The sequence below is a fragment of the Gordonia paraffinivorans genome (genome assembly GCF_900683595.1).
Taxonomy (GTDB): domain Bacteria; phylum Actinomycetota; class Actinomycetes; order Mycobacteriales; family Mycobacteriaceae; genus Gordonia; species Gordonia paraffinivorans.
Genome location: NZ_CAACYD010000005.1, coordinates 357,867 through 376,532, shown reverse-complemented (window position 1 = coordinate 376,532; position 18,666 = coordinate 357,867). Strand labels below are relative to the sequence as shown.

Below are 18,666 nucleotides of genomic sequence, written 5' to 3'. Positions count from 1 at the left end.
GGCGTCGAGAAGGGGCGATCGTGAGCACAGTGATCGAGCGGTCGCGGGGGCCGGTACGGATCATCGGGATCGACCGGGCCGAGCGGCGCAACGCCGTCGACCGTCGTACCGCACAGGCCCTCGCCGACGCGTTCCGGAGATTCGACGCCGACGAGTCCGCGTCGGTGGCCGTCCTCTACGGCGAAGGCGGGACCTTCTGTGCCGGAGCGGATCTCAAGGCCATCGCCGACGGTGACCCGAACCGGGTGGAGTTCGACGGCGACGGCCCGATGGGGCCGACGCGGATGAACCTGTCCAAGCCGGTGATCGCGGCGGTCTCCGGCCACGCGGTGGCCGGGGGCCTCGAGCTGGCGTTGTGGGCCGACCTCCGGGTGGCCGACGAGGACGCCGTCTTCGGGGTGTTCTGCCGCCGCTGGGGAGTGCCGCTGATCGACGGCGGCACGGTGCGCCTGCCGCGGCTGATCGGGGAGAGCCGTGCGATGGACCTGATCCTCACCGGGCGTGCGGTCACCGCCGACGAGGCGCTGCAGATCGGCCTGGCCAACCGTGTGGTCCCGTCGGGCACGGCGCTCGACGCCGCCGTCGAACTCGCCGAGCAGATCGCGGCCTTCCCGCAGACGTGCCTGCGCGAGGACCGGGCGTCGGTGCGCGAGCAGCACGGCATGGACGCCGATTCGGCGATGGTCAACGAGCTCCACCACGGCATGGTGTCGCTGGCCGCGGACACCGCCGCCGGCGCCTCCCGTTTCGCCGGTGGGGAGGGGCGCCACGGGCAGGGCGTCGGCCGCTGACTCCCGGCCGCACTCGGCTCGCCCGCGACCTCGCTGCCGGCCACGGGCCCGGATTGTTGTAGATCTACAATCGTTGAATGCCTACAACCAACTCGCGGAGGGGCGTCGCCGATCCCACGGCGACCGACCCCACGGCGACCACGGTGTGGTTCGCGATGAACGGCCTCGTGCGTGATCGGGCCCGGGAGTCGCGGGCGCGGATCACCGAGGTCATCGACATCCCCTTCAGCCGGTTCCGCGCGCTGCGACGGGTCGCCGAGCGGCCGATGACGCAGCGTGAGCTCGCCGAGGGCATGGGGGTCGACAAGTCGGCGATGAGCGGGATCGTCGACGACCTGGTCGAGCGCGGGCTGGTCACCCGCGAGCCCGAGCCGTCGGATCGCCGCTGCCGGCTCGTCACCATCACCGACGCCGGACGTCGGGTGGTCACCGAGGTCATCGACAATCCGGCCGTGGCCCCGTCCATGTTCGACGCCCTCGACGGAGCCGAGCTGCGGCAGCTCGCCGGCCTCCTCGACAAGCTCCGCCGGGCGGCGGAGTCGTGAGCCGCGTGTCCGCACTGCGCGCGCGTTCGGCCGGCGGCACCCTGACCCGCCGCGACCGCCTCGTCATCCTCGCGACGTGCTGCCTCAGCCTGTTCATCGTCGGTCTCGACGTCTCCGCGCTCAACGTCGCGATCCCGTCCATCGGCCGCGACCTCGACGCGACCGAGTCGCAACTGCAGTGGGTGATCGACTCGTACGCGCTGGTGATCGCGAGCCTGCTGATCTTCGGCGGGACGCTCGGAGACCGCTTCGGGCGCAAGCGGATCTTCCAGCTCGGCCTGCTGGTCTTCGGGGTGGCGTCGGTCCTGTGTTCGCTCGCGCCGACCGCGGAGTTCCTCATCGGCGCCCGCATGGTGCAGGCGATCGGCGGGTCGATGCTCAACCCGGTCGCGCTCGCCATCGTCACCAACGTCTTCGTCGACCCGCGGGAACGTGCGCAGGCGATCGGGGTGTGGGGCACGGCATTCGGCCTGAGCATGGCGTTCGGGCCGGTCGTGGGCGGAGCGCTCGTGTCCGGGATCGGGTGGGAGGCGATCTTCTGGCTCAACGTGCCCGTCTGCCTCCTCGCGATCGCGCTGACCGCCCGGTGCGTCCCCGAGTCGCGCGCCGAGCACGCACGACGCGCCGACCCCGTCGGGCAGGCGCTGATCCTGGCCTTCCTCGCCACGCTCACCTTCGCCATCATCGAGGGCCGGCCGCTCGGCTGGACCTCTCCGACGGTCCTCGGCTGCTTCCTGATCTCGGCCGTGTCCCTGGTCGCGCTGGTGTGGTTCGAGAACCGGCGCGACGAGCCGCTGCTCGACCCGCGGTTCTTCGGCAGCGCACCGTTCTCGAGCGCCGTCGCCTGTGCCGTGATCGCCTTCGCCGCGACCGGCGGCTTCCTGTTCCTCAACACCCTGTACCTGCAGGAGGTGCGTGGCCTGTCGCCGATGAACGCGGGCCTGATGACCCTTCCGATGGCCGCCGCGTCGGTGGTCTGCGCACCGATCGCGGGTCGCCTCGTGGGCGACCGCGGCACCCGCTTGCCGATGATGATCGGCTCGTTCGCCACCATCGCCGGCTCGGCCATGCTGATCGGTCTGGGCGAGGACACCTCGTATGTCTACGTCGGCGCGTCGTACCTGGTGTTCGGACTCGGCTTCGGCTTCCTCAACGCGCCGATCACCAACGGCGCGGTGTCCGGCATGCCCCGCACCCAGGCGGGGCTGGCGTCGGCGATGGCCTCGACCGGGCGACAGGTCGGCACCGCACTCGGTGTGGCCGTGTTCGGCGCGCTCGCGTTCGCCGGGATCGACGGCTCGATCGCCGACGGTCTGTCCGCCGCGGCGCGGCCGGTGTGGATCGCGATGGCCGCCTGCGGGTTCGCCCTCGCCGTGATCGTCTACGTCTCCACGGGCGAGTGGGGCCGTGCCACCGCGGAACGGACCCGCCGGCGGATCGAATCGACGAGTGGCACCTGGAGGGCCTGAGCGTCAGCCGGATTCGGGTGCGTCCTCACGCATCTCACCGGTGACCACCGCGCCGGGCCCCGACGTCCACCACTCGGCGATCCGCCGGGCCACCACCTCGGGGGCGCGACTCCATCCGAGATGCGTCGCGTCACCGCCCGCCGGGCAGCACGACTCGTCGTAGGTCCAGCGGGTGACGACGTCGCGGGAGAACGCCGCCTCGTACGCGGCCGCCGCTTGGTCGGTGACCAGTTCGTCGTCGCCGAGGCGGACCATCAGCGCCCGAACCCGGATCGAGCCGTCGAGATCGAAGGGCGGGCGACCGGTCAGCACCATCCGGGCCCACTGGCGCATCAGGGTCCGCGGCGTCGGCCCGGCGAAGCCCTGCCGCGGCCAGTGACCGACGACGGCGGTCACCGGGCGGACCGAGGCCGCGAGTGCGGCGAAGGGCACGGCGCGGCGGCCGTAGTGGCGGAACCACGGCACCGACGCCCCGATCGCGACGATGCCGTCCGGTCGATGGTCGGAGCGTTGCGCCGCCAGCGCGGCCAGCTGAGCGCCCAGGCTGTGGCCGATCACCAGGACCGGGCCGCCCGTGCGGGCCCGTGCCGCCGCGATCGCCTCGGCGAGGTCGTCCGCCTCGTCCTCGTAGGACCAGTCGACGGCACGTGCGGGTCGGGGAGAGCCGCCCTCCACGCCGCGGCGCGCCACCACCCCCACCTCGAACCCGGACTGCGCCGATGCCCCGGACTGCCGATGCCGCGGACGCCAATGCCCCGGCCCCCAATGCTTCCGACAACCGCCGGTACACCCGGGCGGGAACGCCCATCGCCGGGGAGATCAGCGCCGTGCCCTGCCGCTCGTGAATCCCGTGTGTCATGGGCCCAGCGTGACGCCTCGGTGCGCGGCGCGCGATTACCCGCCGGGTAGTGGTTTGAAGACGCGCCGATGAGGTAATCGTCGGGTCATGTCCGATGTGAGTGACTTCTCCCACACCTGCGAGCAGATCGCGAAGGCAGTCCTCGACCGGGGCGAGCACATCGCTGTGGCCGAGTCGCTGACCGGCGGCAACCTCGCCAGCGAGCTGAGCAAGGCCCCGCAGGCCGGCACCTGGTTCTGCGGCGGTGTCGTCGCCTATCACTCCGACGTGAAGTACGGCCTGCTCGAGGTGCCGGAGGGGCCCGTCGTCAGCGAGACGGCGGCTCGTGCCATGGCGGCCACCACGGCACGGCTCTTCGACGCCGAGATCGTCGTCGCGGTGACCGGCGAGGCCGGCCCCGAGCCCGACGAGGCCGCGCCCGGCACGGTGTGGTTCGGTCTCGACCACCGCGGCCGGGTCAGCGCCACCCGCAAGGAGTTCGACGGCGAACCCGAAGAAGTCCTCGCACAGACCATCGGGTTCGCCCTCGAGCTCATCGAGGGTTGCCTACGGTGAGTTCATGACCGTCGAGGTGGGGACGATGCTGCGGCAGTGGCGTTCTCGGCGGTCGGTGAGTCAGCTCGACCTCGCCCACGCGGTGGGGGTGTCGCCCCGTCACCTCAGCTTCGTCGAGACCGGGCGGTCGCGACCCGGCCCCGCGCTGTTGGACGCTCTCGCCGAGCATCTGGACATCCCGCTGCGGGAACGCAATTCGCTCTTCGTGGCGGCCGGGTACGCGCCGCGGTACGACGAGCGGCCGCTCGACGCCGAGACGATGTCGCGCGTGCGCGCCGAGATCGTGCGACTGCTCGACGCCCACGAACCCAATGTCGGGGTCGCGCTGGACCGGACCTGGAACGTCGTGCTGGCCAACGACGCCGCCGTCCGGTTCCTCGGCCTGCTTCCCGAGCGATTCCAGACCGCCCCGGTCAATCTGTTCCGGGCGTCGCTGCATCCCGACGGTTTCGCCCGCATGACGCACAACTTCGACGAGTGGGGCGGCCACCTCGTCGACCTGCTGCGCCGCATGACGCGGATCACGGGCGACGAACGACTGGTGGAACTCGAGCGCGAGGTGTCGTCGTACGAGACGGTCGTCGGCCTCGACGAGCGACGCGCGGCAGGGGAGACCGTGTACGAGCCGGACCGCCTGCTGGTGCCGTTCGAGGTGGTCCTCGGCGAGCAGAAGCTCTCCTTCTTCAGCACCCTCACCACGTTCGGGTCGCCGCGTGACGTCACCCTCGAGGAGCTGACCGTCGAGCTGTTCTATCCGGCCGATGAGCCGACCGGACAGTGGGTTGGGATGATGCAGGGGTGACCGACTCCCTCTTCGTCCCCTCCCGACTCCCCGCCGCCGTCCTCTGGGACATGGACGGCACCCTGCTCGACTCCGAGCCGCTGTGGGAGATCGCGATGAGCGAGCTGGCCGAACGGCACGGGATCGCCATGACGCCGCAGCTGCGCGAGTCGACCCTCGGCAACTCCCTGCCCGACGCCCTGGCGAAGGTCCACGTCGCGGCCGGCATCCCGCCGGCCGATCGCGACCCCGCCGCCGACGGCCGGTGGACGCTGGACCGGGTGGGCGAGCTGTTCGCGCAGGGGCTCCCGTGGCGCCCCGGCGCGGTGGAGGCGCTCGACCTGATCGCCGGCGCGGGCATCCCGATGGTCCTGGTGACCAACACCGTGCGCGAGGCCGCCGACGTCGCCCTGGAGACCATCGGCCTGCACCGGTTCGCGGCGACCGTCTGCGGCGACGAGGTCCCCGTCGGCAAGCCGGCGCCCGATCCCTATCTGCGCGCCGCCGAGCTCCTCGGCGTGGCGAGCGCCGACTGCCTGGCGGTCGAGGACTCACCGACCGGAACCCAGGCCGCGACCGCCGCCGGCTGCCCCACCCTCGTCGTGCCGTCGGCGGCCCGCGTCGAACCGGGTCCGCTGCGGGTGTTCCGGAGCTCACTCGTCGGCCTCGGCCTCGACGACATCACCGAGGCATGGACCGGCGGGCTCGCGCATATCGCGACATGCAAAAATGGTGACTCGTGAAAACATTCGAGGAGCTGTTCGCCGAACTGCGCGAGAAGGCCGAGACCCGTCCCGAGGGATCGGGAACCGTCGCCGCGCTCGATTCCGGCGTGCACACTCTCGGCAAGAAGATCATCGAGGAAGCCGGTGAGGTCTGGCTTGCCGCGGAGCACGAGTCCGACGACTCGCTCGGCGAGGAGATCTCCCAGCTCATCTACTGGTTGCAGGTCATGATGATCAAGCGGGGTCTCGAGCTGGAGGACGTGTACCGACATCTGTGACCGGAGGACCCGGCCAGACACGTCTCCCTGCCCAGCCTGAGTGCAAACCCACGAAAAGGACATCGAAATGTTGCGAGTTGCCGTGCCCAACAAGGGTGCGCTCTCCGAATCCGCGTCGGCCATCCTCCTCGAGGCCGGCTACCGCAAGCGGACCGATTCCAAGGACCTGACCGTCCTCGACATCAACAACGACGTCGAGTTCTTCTTCCTCCGGCCCAAGGACATCGCGATCTACGTCGCGTCAGGTCGCCTCGACCTCGGCATCACCGGCCGCGATCTCGCCCTCGACTCCGGCGCGGCCGTCGACGAGCAGCTCGCCATGGGCTTCGGCTCCTCGACCTTCCGCTACGCGGCCCCCGCCGACCAGACCTGGACCGTCGAGGACCTCGCGGGCAAGCGCATCGCCACCTCGTACCCCAACCTGGTGCGCAGCGACCTCGGCGCCCGCGGCATCGAGGCCGAGATCATCCGCCTCGACGGCGCCGTCGAGATCTCGATCCAGCTCGGGGTCGCCGACGCCATCGCCGACGTGGTCGGCTCCGGCCGGACGCTGCGCCAGCACGGGCTCGCCGCTTTCGGCGAGTCGCTGTGCAACTCCGAGGCCGTGCTCATCTCGCGTCGCGACGCCGAGCTCAGCAAGGCCGAGAAGCAGTTCATCGCCCGCGTCCAGGGTGTGGTCTTCGGCCAGCAGTACGTGATGATCGACTACGACTGCCCGCGGGCGATCCTCGAGCAGGCCTCGGCGATCACGCCGGGACTCGAGTCGCCGACCGTGGCCCCGATGGCCGACCCCGACTGGGTGGCCGTCCGTGCGATGGTCCCGCGCAAGAACCACCAGAACCTCATGGACGAGCTGGCGGAGTTGGGCGCCAAGGCGATCCTGGCGACCGACATCCGGTCCTGCCGCTTCTGACGCATCGACGAGAAGAGGGGCCCGTCACCGGCCGGTGACGGGCCCCTCTTCTCGTCGATGCCCGAGGTCAGCCGACGGCGTTGAGCATGACCGTCTGCGCCGACCGGCCGATGTGGCCGGAGGTGTCGAAGAGCTCGCCGAAGGTCGCGCCGAAGCCGTCCGGCCCGGCGACCATGTGGGCGTCGATGCCGACCCACGGCCCGCTCGGCACGCGGGTGAGGTGCACGGTGGTGTCGGTGTTCATCCACGACCACTTGTTTGGCCGCAGGCGGGTGCCCAGCCCGTTGGCGACGTCGATGACGGTGAAGATCGACTCGAGGTCGCTGGTCTTCTCGCCGTCCACCAGCGGGATCACCGGTCTCAGCCACACCGCCGGGGTCTCGCCGTAGCGTCCCTCGGTGCGCGCCGACTCGACGGTGCCGATGAACCCGAGTGTGCCCCAGTCGACCGCCTCGCCGCTGTCGTCGGGGAACCCGATGTGTCGCTCGAGCTCGTCCGGACGCGCGGCCAGGGGAGCGGGGGCGTTGGCGATCTCGGCGGTGTCCGCCGCGCGGATGCGCCAGCCGACCGACCGTGCGGCGGTGCGGAACGAGCCGTCGGGCTGCTGCACGTCGAGCTCGGTCTCGACCATGCTGATCTGTCGCCCCGGGCGGGTGACCCGCGCGTGGATTCGGTTGACGCCCAATCCGATCGGACCGAGGATCTCGGTCGTCACGCGGGTGAAGTGCTGGGCCGGATCCGGGTCGCACCGCAGCAGCGAGCGCATCATCAGCGCCGACGGCGGTCCGCCGTGCTGCATGGTGGGCGACCAGACGCTCAGCGTGGCCGGGGTCGGCCGGAAGAACTCATGGGTCACCGTCGGGTCCGCGTCGGGACCGGTGCCGGACGACGCCGGCGCCTCGACGGGTTCGTAGTACGCCTTCTCCACGCCGCCAGCCTATGACAAACGACATAGTCGCTGCGTCCGGGGGTGGCGGGTCACCCCGCGTCGAAACCGGGCGGCGGGCCCGGGTACGGCGGGATCTCGCCGCCGAACTCCGGGCAGCGCGCCTTGTGCTCGCAGAATCGGCAGAGCCCGGTCTTCTTCGGCCGGAAGTCGCCCGACGCGACGGCCGTCCGGATCGCCTGCCAGATCGCCCGAAGCGTGCGCTCGAACCGCAACAGCTCCTCGTGGTCGGGGTGGTAGATCAGCTGCTGGCCGTCGGCGAGGTACATCAGCTGCAGCCGGGCCGGCACCACGCCGCGGGTCCGCAGGATCGCCAGGGCGTAGAACTTCATCTGGAACAGCGCCTTGGACTCGAAGGCCACGCCGGGGGAGCGTCCGGTCTTGTAGTCGACGACCCGGATCTCGCCGGTCGGCGCGATGTCGATGCGGTCGATGAAGCCGCGCATGAGCATGTCGTCGGCCTCGATCTCGACGTGCTCCTCGACCGCGGCGGCGTCGAACGCGGTCGGGTTCTCCATCGTGTAGTAGGTCGCGATCAGCTTGTGGGCCCCGGCGAGGAACGCCTCCTGGCCACCCTCGCCGATGATGCGCGCGAGCTTGGGGTCCTCCTCGCACAGCGCCGCCCAGGCGCCCTCCACCAGCAACTCCGCGGACTCCTGCGTGCGCAGCTCGGCGGGCATGTCGAAGAGATTCTCCAGCGCCGCGTGCACGACGGTGCCGCGCGTCTGGGCCGGGGTCGGCGTCTCGGGGAAGCGGTCGATGGCGCGGTAGCGGTAGAGCAGCGGGCACTGCTTGAAGTCGGCGGCCCGCGAGGGCGACAGCGCCAGCGGGCGCCCGACGATGCCGCGCCCGCCGGACGGGGGAGCCGTCGACGCCGGGTCGGACGACGGGGATGCGGCCGTGTCGGGGGTGTCGGTGCCGGTCATCGTGCTCACGTCTCGCAGATTAGGCCTCGCCACCGACACCGCGTGGCTCCGACGCGCGATCGGCGGGCACCCGGCGGTCGGGTATCGTCCTGACCGCCCATTCCGGCAAGTTCCACGAGAGGAAGCACCTGTGCCCACCACCGGACCGTTCGTCGTCGGCGATCGAGTGCAGCTGACCGATGCGAAAGGTCGCAAGTTCACGGTGCACCTCGAGGAGGGCAAGCTCTTCCACACCCACCGCGGCGCCATCGCCCACGACGACCTCATCGGCGCCCCCGAGGGCAGCATCGTCTCGGCCACCAGCGGCACCCAGTACCTCGCGCTGCGTCCGCTCCTCGTCGACTACGTGCTGTCGATGCCGCGCGGCGCGCAGGTGATCTACCCCAAGGACGCCGCCCAGATCGTGATGGAGGGCGACATCTTCCCAGGCGCCCGCGTGCTCGAGGCCGGCGCCGGTTCCGGTGCGCTCACGTGCTCGCTGCTGCGCGCGGTCAGCTCCGAGGGCGAGGTCGTCTCCTACGAGATCCGCGACGACCACGCCGAGCACGCGGTCCGCAACGTCGAGACCTTCTTCGGCGGCCGGCCGGAGAACTGGCACCTCACCGTCGACGACCTGGTCAACATCGACACCGACGAGCGTTTCGACCGCGTCGTCCTCGACATGCTCGCCCCGTGGGACACGCTGGACGTGGTGCGCACGGTGTTGAGGCCAGGAGGGGTCTTGACCGTCTACGTCGCGACCGTCACCCAGCTCTCGCGCGTCGTCGAGGCGCTGCGCGAGCAGGAGTGCTGGACCGAGCCGCGTGCCTGGGAGACCCTTCTGCGCGAGTGGTCGGCCGTGGGACTGGCCGTGCGGCCCGAGCACAAAATGCAAGGCCACACCGCATTTCTCATCACGGCCCGCCGCCTCGCCGACGGCACCACGACGCTGCGCCCGCAGCGTCGGCCCACCCGCGGCTGAGTCGCGGCCGGGTCGCCGGGCGGCCGACCGCCGCGAAGGTCGCGATCACATTGCGAACACGCAGATTTAACACACCGTCAACACCGCCGATCGCGGGGTGGAGGGCGATTCTCGGTCGGCCCCGGTAGCGTAGTGATACGGCGCGAGCATTCCGATCGAGGGATCGGGTGATTGCCGGGGAGAGGAGTCAGCAATGACCGAATCTGACCGTCACGACGCCACCGGGGACCCCGCGGTCCCCGAGAGCGCGACCACACCCGACGAGGGATTCACCCCTGCCTACACGCCGCCTCTCGCGCGGAGTGGTTCCGAACGCCCGTCGTTCGGACGCCAGGCGGACCCCAGGGAACTCCAGGAGCGCGTCGAGGCCCTGACGGCCCGCAACGCGAAGCTCCTCGACACCCTCAAGGAGGCGCGGCAGCAACTCGTCGCCCTGCGCGAAGAGGTGGACCGCCTGGGCCAGCCGCCGAGCGGATACGGCGTGCTTCTCGAGACCTACGACGACGGGACCGTCGACGTGTTCACCTCGGGTCGCAAGATGCGGCTCACCTGCTCGCCGAACATCGAGACCGAGAACCTCCGCAAGGGCCAGACGCTGCGTCTCAACGAGGCCCTGACCATCGTCGAGGCCTGCGACTTCGACACGGTCGGCGAGATCAGCACCCTGCGTGAGGTCCTCGGCGACGGCAAGCGCGCCCTGGTCGTCGGCCACGCCGACGAGGAGCGCGTCGTCTGGCTGGCCGAGCCGCTGCTCGGCGAGGTCGACGGCGAGGACGGCAACCGCCGCAAGCTGCGCCCGGGCGACTCGCTGCTCATCGACACCAAGGCCGGCTTCGCCTTCGAGCGGGTCCCCAAGGCCGAGGTCGAGGACCTCGTGCTCGAGGAGGTCCCCGACGTCGGCTACGAGGACATCGGCGGTCTCGGCCGCCAGATCGAGCAGATCCGCGACGCCGTCGAGCTGCCGTTCCTGCACAAGGACCTGTTCCGCGACTACCAGCTGCGGCCGCCGAAGGGCGTGCTGCTCTACGGTCCGCCCGGCTGTGGCAAGACGCTCATCGCCAAGGCCGTCGCGAACTCGCTCGCGAAGAAGATCGCGCTGGCCCGCGGCGACGACGCCAAGGAGGCGAAGTCCTACTTCCTCAACATCAAGGGCCCCGAGCTGCTGAACAAGTTCGTCGGCGAGACCGAGCGTCACATCCGGCTGATCTTCCAGCGCGCCCGCGAGAAGGCCTCCGAGGGCACGCCGGTCATCGTGTTCTTCGACGAGATGGACTCGATCTTCCGCACCCGCGGTTCGGGCGTCTCCTCCGACGTCGAGACCACGGTCGTCCCGCAGCTGCTCAGCGAGATCGACGGCGTCGAGGGCCTCGAGAACGTCATCGTGATCGGTGCGTCGAACCGCGAGGACATGATCGACCCCGCGATCCTGCGTCCGGGCCGCCTGGACGTGAAGATCAAGATCGAGCGCCCCGACGCCGAGAGCGCGATCGACATCTTCTCCAAGTACCTGACCGAGGACCTGCCGATCCACGCCGACGATCTCGACGAGTTCGGCGGCGACCGCGCGGCCTGCGTGAAGGCGATGATCGAGAAGGTCGTCGAGCGGATGTACGCCGAGAGCGAGGACAACCGCTTCCTCGAGGTCACCTACGCCAACGGCGACAAGGAGATCATGTACTTCAAGGACTTCAACTCGGGCGCGATGATCCAGAACGTCGTCGACCGGGCCAAGAAGTACGCGATCAAGTCGCAGCTGGAGACGGGTACCCCGGGTCTGCGGGTGCAGCACCTGTTCGACTCGATCCTCGACGAGTTCGCCGAGAACGAGGACCTGCCCAACACCACGAATCCGGACGACTGGGCCCGGATCTCGGGCAAGAAGGGCGAGCGGATCGTCTACATCCGGACCCTCGTCACCGGCAAGAGCGCGGGCGCGAGCCGCGCGATCGACACCGAGACCAACACGGGTCAGTACCTGTAGCGGTAGCGCACCTCGTCTCCCACCAGACGGCCGACTCCTCCGGGGGTCGGCCGTCTGGTGTACATACGCCGATTCCAGGGGCTCCTCGGTTTAAGGTTGGCGGCGATGAACAGTTCTCCGATGGCGCGTGGACGGGTGGTCGTCGACGGCGGGCCGCCCCATCCGCTGGGCGAGTCCCCGCGTCTGACCCTCGGCCGCGAGCCCGACAACGACATCGTCGTCAACCACCCGCTGGTGTCGCGACGCCATCTCGCGATCGAGTGGCGCGGGTCGGCCTGGTATCTCGTCGACCTCGGCAGCACCAACGGCTTCTTCGCCAGGGGACAGCGGGTGCCGGAGTTCGCGGTCTCCGGTCCGACCCGGGTGCGTCTCGGCGACGCCACCACCGGTCCCGTCCTCGACGTCGCGTTCGACCCCGCCGGCCACCGGCCTCCCGGTTCCGTGCCGCGCACGCCCGCCCCGCCCGGCGCGTTCCCGTCGGGTCCCCGGTCGGCCGGGTTCGGCGGGCCGGGCAGCGCGCCGCTGTCCGGGCGCATGCCCGCCGCCATGTCCCCGGGTGGCCCGCCGCGTCCGGCGGCGCCCGCGCCGATGCCCCCGGAGCTGCGCAGCGCGCCGCATCTGCAGTCGTTGCAGCAGAACGTCTCCGCGGTCTATCGACTCCCGGGGGCGCCGACGCCACCCGAGCGGGAGTCGATCTCGCTGCACGGCGTCCAGCGCATCGGACGCACCCCCGACAACGACATCGTCGTCAGCGACGTCCTCGCCTCGCGCCACCACGCCCGCGTGTCGACGCGCGGCGGGATGCTCGTCATCGAGGACCTCGGCTCGGTCAACGGCACCTTCGTCAACGGCCACCGGGTCGCGAGCGCGCCGCTGAACGAGGGCGACGTGGTGACCATCGGCAACAGCGACTTCGTGGTGTCCGCCGGGACCCTCATCCGCGGGCAGGAGCGCGCGGCGGTCGCCGACGGCCTCCACGTGCACGGCGTCAGCCTGGTCGTCGACGGCGGCAAGCGGCTCCTCGCCGACGTCGATTTCAGCGCCGGCCCGGGCACGCTCACCGCGGTGATCGGTCCCTCGGGTGCCGGCAAGTCGACGGTGTCGAAGATCGTGGCCGGACTGAACTCGCCGACGTCGGGCCTGGTGACCTTCGAAAGCCGCAATGTCCACGCCGAATACGAGGCGCTGCGCACCCGCATCGGCATGGTCCCGCAGAAGGACGTCCTCCATCACAAGCTCACGCTGCGACAGGCCTTGCGCTACGCAGCCGAGCTGCGCCTCCCACCGGACCTGTCCACGGCCGATCGCGACCGCGTCATCGACGGCGTGCTCGGCGAGCTGCAGCTCACCGAACACGTCGACACCCGCGTGGAGAAGCTGTCCGGCGGTCAGCAGAAACGCGCCTCGGTGGCGATGGAGCTGCTCACCGGGCCGTCGCTGCTGATCCTCGACGAGCCGACGTCGGGCCTCGACCCGGCGCTCGACCGCCAGGTCATGGCGACCCTGCGTCGCCTCGCCGACGCCGGCCGCGTCGTGCTCGTGGTGACGCACTCGCTGACCTACCTGTCGATGTGTGATCAGGTGCTGCTCCTCGCGCCCGGCGGCAAGACCTCGTTCTGCGGCCCGCCGTCGCAGGTCGAGCAGGAGATGGGCACGTCGGACTGGGCGGAGATATTCGCCTACGTCGCCGATCAGCCCGACGCCGCGCATACGCGGTACCTCCAGCGGCATCGGAGAAGCCAGGCACCGCCACCGGCCCAGCGGCCGCCCGGTCCGCCGATCCCGGTGCCGCACACGAGTTTCCCCCGCCAGGCGTCGACGATCGCGCGCCGGCAGGTCCGGCTCGTCTTCGCCGACGTCGGCTACCTCGTCTTCCTGGTGCTGCTGCCGGTGGTCCTCGGCCTCCTGACGCTGGTGATCCCGGGATCGAGCGGCTTCGCCCGTCTCGAGGTCATCCCCAACGCGCCGCCGCCGAAGGACGGCGCCGAGGCGATCCAGATACTGGTGGTCCTCGTCGTCGGCGCGGCGTTCATGGGAGCGGCGCTGACGGTGCGCGACCTGGTGGGCGAGCGCGACATCTTCGAACGCGAGAGAGCCGTCGGGCTGCGGCCCGGGGCCTACCTCTTCGCCAAGGTCGTGGTGTTCTTCGTCGCCGCGGTGCTGCAGACGGTCATCATGGTCGGCATCACCTTCGCCGGCCGGGGGCTGCCCGAGTACGGCGGGCCGGTGCTGCCGCCGCCGTTGGCGCTGCTGGTCGCGGTCGGTGTGCTCGCCTGCGTGAGCACCCTGGTGGGCCTGGCCATCTCGTCGGCGGTGAAGTCCAACGAGCAGGTGATGCCGCCGCTGGTCATCGTGGTGATGGTGCAACTGGTGTTCTGTGGCGGCCTCTTCAAGCTCGACGGCGCGGTGCTGCAGCAGCTGTCGTGGATCTTCCCGTCGTTCTGGGGCTACGTGGCGGCCGCCGGTGCGGTCGACCTCCACGACATCAACCCGGCCGCGCCGCAGCGCATCTCGCTGTGGGACACCTCGGTCGCGCACTCCGCGCTCGCCTACGCGGTGCTGGCCGTGATCAGCGTGCTGCTGCTGGCGTTCACCTACTCGAGGCTGCGGCTCAAGAAGCGCTAACCGGCCACCGGGTACCGCACCAGGCCCAGCTCCGCGTCGTGCGAGAGCTGGTCGTGGCGGGGGAGCACCCGCACCGTGTAGCCGAGGTGCCCCGACGCCGGCGGCGTCACGGTCACCGCGAACACCGTCCGGCCCGACGCGTCGCGCTCGGTCGGGGACATGTCGGTGATCGCGGGTTCGACGATCTCGCCCTCGTCGTCGACACGGCCGAGGACGAGCTGCACCCGCACCGTCTCCGGGTCGAGCCCGCCGAGGCCGACGTGTGCCGCGACCCGGAGTTCGCCGTCGAGGCTCTCGTCCTCGACGCCGGCGATCAGCACCGAACCCCACGAGGTCTCCAGCGCGCGGCGATAGGCCGCCAGATCGCGCGCACCCGAGTGGTCGTCGGCGCATGCGGCCTCGAACGCCGCGGCCGCCGGGCAGTACAGCTCGGTCGTGTAGTCGCGGACCATCCGGGACGCGAGCACCTTCGGGCCGAGCCGGGTGAGGGTGTGGCGCATCATCTCGACCCAGCGGGTGGGCACGCCGCGGTGGTCGCGGTCGTAGAACAGCGGGATGACGGTCTCCTCGAGCAGCGTGTAGAGCGCCTCGGCCTCGAGATCGTCGCGGCGGTTCTCGTCGGCCACGCCCTCGGCGGACGGGATGGCCCAGCCGTTCTCGCCGTCGGCCATCTCGTCCCACCAGCCGTCGAGGATCGACAGGTTGAGTCCGCCGTTGAGCGCGGACTTCATGCCCGACGTCCCACACGCCTCCATCGGTCGCACCGGGTTGTTGAGCCAGACGTCGCACCCGGCGTAGATGTGGCGGGCCATCGAGATGTCGTAGTCCGGCAGGAAGACGATGCGGTCGCGCAACGCGGGGTCCTCGGTGAACCGCACCATCTGCTGGATGAGCGACTTGCCGCCGTTGTCGGCCGGATGGGCCTTGCCGGCGATCACCAGCTGCACCGGCCGGTCGGGGTCGGTGAGGATGCGGCGCATGCGGTCGGGGTCGCGCAGCATCAGGGTGAGTCGTTTGTAGGTGGCGGCGCGGCGGGCGAACCCGATCGTCAGCACCTTCGGGTCGAACAGGTCGGCGGTCCAGGCGAGTTCGGCCTCGGTGAAACCGCGGTCGCGTCCGCTGGCGTGCGCTCGCCGGCGCACCTCGTCGACGAGGTCGGCGCGCAGCCGCTCGTGGGTGGACCAGATCGTCTCGTCCGGCAGCGCCGCGTACGCCTCGGGCGCGGAATCCTCGTCGCTCGAGGCGAAGTCACGCCACCGCTGCGCCACCCAGGTCGGGCCGTGGACGCCGTTGGTGACCGCCCCGATCGGGACGTCCGCGGCGTCGAATCCCGGCCACAGGTCGGCGAACATCTCGCGACTGACCTCGCCGTGCAGCCGCGAGACGCCGTTGCTGCGCTGGCCGAGCCGGAAACCCATGTGCGCCATGTTGAACACCGCAGGGTCCGCCTCGTCGCCCAGTTCGACCACCGTCGCGGCGGGAAGACCCGGCAACAGACGCGAGATCCCGGACTCGTCGGCGTCGAGGTAGCGGGTGACGAGCTCGGTGGGGAAGCGGTCGATGCCGGCGGGGACGGGGGTGTGGGTGGTGAAGATGTTGGACGCCCGTACCACCGCCTCGGCGGTGTCGAAATCGAGTCCGCCGGCGACGAGTTCGCGGATGCGCTCGGTGCCGAGGAAGCCGGCGTGTCCCTCGTTCATGTGGAAGACCGTCGGCTCGGGACGGCCGGTGATGCGCACGTACTCGCGCAGCGCCCGCATCCCGCCGATGCCGAGCAGAATCTCCTGCAGGATCCGGTGTTCCTGGTCGCCGCCGTAGAGGCGGTCGGTCACCCCGCGCAGCGCGTCGTCGGTGTTGGCCGCGATGTCGGAGTCGAGCAGCAGCAACGGGATCCGGCCGACCTCGACGACCCAGATCTGCGCGGTCAGCGTCCGGCCCTCGGGCATCGAGATCTCCACGAGCACCGGCGCGCCGTCCTCGGTGAGCAACGTCATCGGGAGGTCGGCGGGATCGTTCACCGGGTAGCGCTCCACCTGCCACCCGTCGCGGTCGAGGCCCTGCCGGAAGTATCCGGAGCGGTAGAACAGGCCGACGCCGATCAGCGGCAGGCCCAGGTCCGACGCCGCCTTGAGGTGGTCGCCGGCCAGGATGCCGAGGCCGCCGGAGTAGATGGGCAGGACCTCGGACACGCCGAACTCCATCGAGAAGTACGCGATGCCGGCCGGGACCGGGTGGGTCTGTGCGAAGCCGCCGAACCACTGGCCGGCGGCGAGGTACTGCCGGAGTTCGTCGTGGATCTGTTCGACCCTCGCGCAGAAGCGCTCGTCGGCGGCCAGGTGCGCCAACCGCGCCGGGTCGACGTCGGCGAGCACCCGGAGCGGGTCGCCGGTTCGCGCCCAGAGATCCGGGTCCACGGTGGCGAACAGCTCCTGCGTGGGTGCATGCCACGCCCAGCGCAGGTTCTGCGAGAGGGGGCCGAGGGCGGCGAGTTCGGCAGGCAGCGGTACCCGAACGGTGAACCGGCGGAATGCTCTCACGGCGATGACGGTACTGCCACCGGGCCCCACCTGCGAACGGGACGATGCGAGGCCCTCCGGGCCACCCTCTACCCTCGAAGCATGCAGCGAATCATCGGTACCGAGGTCGAGTACGGAATCTCCGCTCCCGGCGACCCGACCGCGAATCCGATCATGACCTCCACCCAGGCCGTTCTCGCCTACGCGGCGGCGGCCGGGGTGCCGCGGGCCAAGCGCACGCGCTGGGACTACGAGGTGGAATCCCCGCTGCGCGATGCGCGCGGCTTCGACCTCGGCCGGGGGTCCGGCCCGGCCCCGATCATCGACGCCGACGAGATCGGCGCGGCCAACATGATCCTCACCAACGGCGCCCGGCTCTACGTCGACCACGCCCATCCCGAGTACTCCGCGCCCGAGGTCACCGACCCCATGGACGCGGTCATCTGGGACAAGGCGGGCGAACGCGTCATGGAGGCCGCCGCACGCCACGTGGCGAGCGTTCCCGGTGCCCCCAAGCTGCAGCTGTACAAGAACAACATCGACGGCAAGGGCGCCTCCTACGGCACCCACGAGAACTACCTGATGGCCCGCGAGACGCCGTTCACCGCGGTCATCGCGGGACTCACCACGTTCTTCGCCTCGCGCCAGGTCATCGTCGGATCCGGTCGCGTCGGCATCGGGCAGTCCGGCGACGAGGCCGGTTTCCAGCTGTCTCAGCGTGCCGACTACATCGAGGTCGAGGTGGGCCTGGAGACCACCCTCAAGCGCGGCATCATCAACACCCGCGACGAGCCGCACGCCGACCCCGAGCGCTATCGCCGCCTGCACGTGATCATCGGCGACGCGAACCTCGCCGAGACCTCGACCTATCTCAAGGTCGGGACCACCGCCCTCGTCCTCGACCTGATCGAGGCCGGCGTCGACTTCTCCGACATCGAACTCGCGCGCCCGGTCCAGGCGGTCCACACCATCAGCCACGATCCGACCCTGACCGCCACCGTCGCCCTCACCGACGGCCGCGAGCTGACCGGCCTGGCGCTGCAGCGCGAGTACCTCGAACGCTGCATGAAGTTCCACGAGCAGGAGCACTCCGACGACGCGCGGGCCAAGCACGTCCTCGAGACCTGGGCCGACGTCCTCGACCGCCTCGAGCGCGACCCGATGGAGTGCGCCGACATCCTGGACTGGCCGGCCAAGCTCCGCATCCTCGAGGGCTTCCGCCAGCGCGAGGGGCTGTCGTGGTCGGCGCCGCGCCTGCAGCTCATCGACCTGCAATACTCCGACGTCCGGCTGGACAAGGGCCTGTACAACCGGCTCGTCGCGCGCGGCTCCATGAAGCGCCTCGTCGACGAGAACGACGTGCTGCGCGCCGTCCACGAGCCGCCGGAGAACACGCGCGCCTACTTCCGCGGCGAGTGCCTGCGCCGGTTCGGCGCGGATGTGGCCGCGGCGAGCTGGGATTCGGTCATCTTCGACCTCGGCGGCGACTCCCTGGTGCGCATCCCGACCCTGGAACCGCTGCGCGGCACCAAGGCGCACGTCGGCAAGCTGCTCGAGCAGGTGGACTCGGCCGCCGAGCTCGTCGACCAGCTCACCACCTAGGACCGGGAGCGTTCGGGAAACCGGAGACCTCACGAGGCCCGCTGCGCGTCGGACACGGCGCCGGGTTGTGCTTCGTTCCGCCCCAGTTGTCGCTCCCACAGGTAGTGTGGGAGCACACGATTCCGAGGCCGAATCACCACGGGTCGCTTCCGGTGATCACCGGTCGGATCCGACGGATCGAACAGATCCTGGG

At 70.6% G+C, this 18,666-nt stretch carries 16 protein-coding genes; 12 read left to right on the top strand and 4 right to left on the bottom strand.

From position 1 onward, the window contains the following. The first annotated feature begins 20 nt into the window (after window positions 1-20). From E1P53_RS03850 to E1P53_RS03840, 3 genes are all read left to right on the top strand, one after another. On the top strand, window positions 21-791 hold the full coding sequence (locus tag E1P53_RS03850) for a crotonase/enoyl-CoA hydratase family protein (RefSeq protein ID WP_006899453.1): 771 nt from the start codon (window positions 21-23) through the stop codon (window positions 789-791). A gap of 77 nt (window positions 792-868) precedes the next feature. After that, the gene (locus tag E1P53_RS03845; RefSeq protein WP_181954800.1) at window positions 869-1,336 is read left to right on the top strand and encodes a MarR family winged helix-turn-helix transcriptional regulator; all 468 of its coding nucleotides are present in this window, start codon (window positions 869-871) and stop codon (window positions 1,334-1,336) included. Continuing rightward, a complete protein-coding gene (locus E1P53_RS03840; RefSeq protein ID WP_131733522.1) occupies window positions 1,333-2,805 on the top strand; it encodes an MFS transporter in 1,473 nt (490 codons plus the stop codon). Before E1P53_RS03845 ends, E1P53_RS03840 begins: the two co-directional genes overlap by 4 nt. A 3-nt stretch (window positions 2,806-2,808) precedes the next feature. On the opposite strand, the gene E1P53_RS03835 is transcribed toward E1P53_RS03840, so the two are convergent. Beyond that, window positions 2,809-3,495: an alpha/beta fold hydrolase gene (locus E1P53_RS03835; protein ID WP_244941110.1), complete on the bottom strand. Its 687-nt coding sequence runs from the start codon at window positions 3,493-3,495 to the stop codon at window positions 2,809-2,811. 256 nt (window positions 3,496-3,751) lie between these two features. Here E1P53_RS03835 and E1P53_RS03830 point away from each other — a divergent pair, with 256 nt between their 5' ends. From E1P53_RS03830 to hisG, 5 genes are all read left to right on the top strand, one after another. Then, window positions 3,752-4,219 (top strand): CinA family protein, encoded by a 468-nt coding sequence (locus E1P53_RS03830; RefSeq protein ID WP_131733521.1) that lies wholly within the window; start codon window positions 3,752-3,754, stop codon window positions 4,217-4,219. A gap of 4 nt (window positions 4,220-4,223) precedes the next feature. Then, window positions 4,224-5,021, top strand: coding sequence for a helix-turn-helix domain-containing protein (locus E1P53_RS03825; RefSeq protein WP_131733520.1), 798 nt, complete (start codon window positions 4,224-4,226; stop codon window positions 5,019-5,021). A gap of 50 nt (window positions 5,022-5,071) precedes the next feature. After that, window positions 5,072-5,743: an HAD family hydrolase gene (locus tag E1P53_RS03820; protein ID WP_109236996.1), complete on the top strand. Its 672-nt coding sequence runs from the start codon at window positions 5,072-5,074 to the stop codon at window positions 5,741-5,743. After that, the gene (locus tag E1P53_RS03815) at window positions 5,740-6,003 is read left to right on the top strand and encodes a phosphoribosyl-ATP diphosphatase (RefSeq protein WP_006899446.1); all 264 of its coding nucleotides are present in this window, start codon (window positions 5,740-5,742) and stop codon (window positions 6,001-6,003) included. The genes E1P53_RS03820 and E1P53_RS03815 overlap by 4 nt, the downstream gene beginning before the upstream one ends. A gap of 67 nt (window positions 6,004-6,070) precedes the next feature. Beyond that, window positions 6,071-6,916: an ATP phosphoribosyltransferase gene (gene hisG, locus E1P53_RS03810; RefSeq protein WP_006899445.1), complete on the top strand. Its 846-nt coding sequence runs from the start codon at window positions 6,071-6,073 to the stop codon at window positions 6,914-6,916. Between the two features lie 67 nt (window positions 6,917-6,983). Here the strand turns inward: hisG and E1P53_RS03805 are convergent, their stop codons facing one another. Both E1P53_RS03805 and E1P53_RS03800 read right to left on the bottom strand, forming a co-directional pair. Then, window positions 6,984-7,844 (bottom strand): thioesterase family protein, encoded by an 861-nt coding sequence (locus E1P53_RS03805; RefSeq protein ID WP_131733519.1) that lies wholly within the window; start codon window positions 7,842-7,844, stop codon window positions 6,984-6,986. A gap of 50 nt (window positions 7,845-7,894) precedes the next feature. Next, window positions 7,895-8,788, bottom strand: coding sequence for a RecB family exonuclease (locus E1P53_RS03800; RefSeq protein ID WP_131733825.1), 894 nt, complete (start codon window positions 8,786-8,788; stop codon window positions 7,895-7,897). Window positions 8,789-8,918: 130 nt separating this feature from the next. Between E1P53_RS03800 and E1P53_RS03795 the strand changes: the two genes are divergently transcribed. The 3 genes from E1P53_RS03795 (at window position 8,919) to E1P53_RS03785 (ending at window position 14,355) form a co-directional block, all read left to right on the top strand. Then, the gene (locus E1P53_RS03795) at window positions 8,919-9,749 is read left to right on the top strand and encodes a tRNA (adenine-N1)-methyltransferase (RefSeq protein ID WP_131733518.1); all 831 of its coding nucleotides are present in this window, start codon (window positions 8,919-8,921) and stop codon (window positions 9,747-9,749) included. 193 nt (window positions 9,750-9,942) lie between these two features. Beyond that, a complete protein-coding gene (arc, locus tag E1P53_RS03790) occupies window positions 9,943-11,730 on the top strand; it encodes a proteasome ATPase (protein ID WP_006899441.1) in 1,788 nt (595 codons plus the stop codon). 120 nt (window positions 11,731-11,850) lie between these two features. After that, window positions 11,851-14,355, top strand: a complete 2,505-nt coding sequence (locus tag E1P53_RS03785) for an FHA domain-containing protein (RefSeq protein WP_131733824.1) — start codon at window positions 11,851-11,853, stop codon at window positions 14,353-14,355. Here the strand turns inward: E1P53_RS03785 and glgP are convergent. Beyond that, window positions 14,352-16,892: an alpha-glucan family phosphorylase gene (gene glgP / locus E1P53_RS03780; RefSeq protein ID WP_181954799.1), complete on the bottom strand. Its 2,541-nt coding sequence runs from the start codon at window positions 16,890-16,892 to the stop codon at window positions 14,352-14,354. The two genes, E1P53_RS03785 and glgP, sit on opposite strands and share 4 nt — an antisense overlap. 81 nt (window positions 16,893-16,973) lie before the next feature. Here glgP and dop point away from each other — a divergent pair, with 81 nt between their 5' ends. Next, window positions 16,974-18,473, top strand: coding sequence for a depupylase/deamidase Dop (gene dop, locus E1P53_RS03775; RefSeq protein ID WP_109236966.1), 1,500 nt, complete (start codon window positions 16,974-16,976; stop codon window positions 18,471-18,473). Window positions 18,474-18,666: the final 193 nt, after the last annotated feature.

Excerpts from the sequence above, each read along its gene's own strand:
- E1P53_RS03825 (WP_131733520.1), top strand. The coding sequence starts at position 4,224 with ATGACCGTCGAGGTGGGGACGATGCTGCGGCAGTGGCGTTCTCGGCGG.
- E1P53_RS03845 (WP_181954800.1), top strand. The coding sequence starts at position 869 with ATGCCTACAACCAACTCGCGGAGGGGCGTCGCCGATCCCACGGCGACC.
- dop (WP_109236966.1), top strand. The coding sequence starts at position 16,974 with ATGCAGCGAATCATCGGTACCGAGGTCGAGTACGGAATCTCCGCTCCC.
- E1P53_RS03800 (WP_131733825.1), bottom strand. The coding sequence starts at position 8,788 with ATGACCGGCACCGACACCCCCGACACGGCCGCATCCCCGTCGTCCGAC.
- E1P53_RS03820 (WP_109236996.1), top strand. The coding sequence starts at position 5,072 with ATGGACGGCACCCTGCTCGACTCCGAGCCGCTGTGGGAGATCGCGATG.
- E1P53_RS03830 (WP_131733521.1), top strand. The coding sequence starts at position 3,752 with ATGTCCGATGTGAGTGACTTCTCCCACACCTGCGAGCAGATCGCGAAG.
- hisG (WP_006899445.1), top strand. The coding sequence starts at position 6,071 with ATGTTGCGAGTTGCCGTGCCCAACAAGGGTGCGCTCTCCGAATCCGCG.
- E1P53_RS03785 (WP_131733824.1), top strand. The coding sequence starts at position 11,851 with ATGGCGCGTGGACGGGTGGTCGTCGACGGCGGGCCGCCCCATCCGCTG.
- arc (WP_006899441.1), top strand. The coding sequence starts at position 9,943 with ATGACCGAATCTGACCGTCACGACGCCACCGGGGACCCCGCGGTCCCC.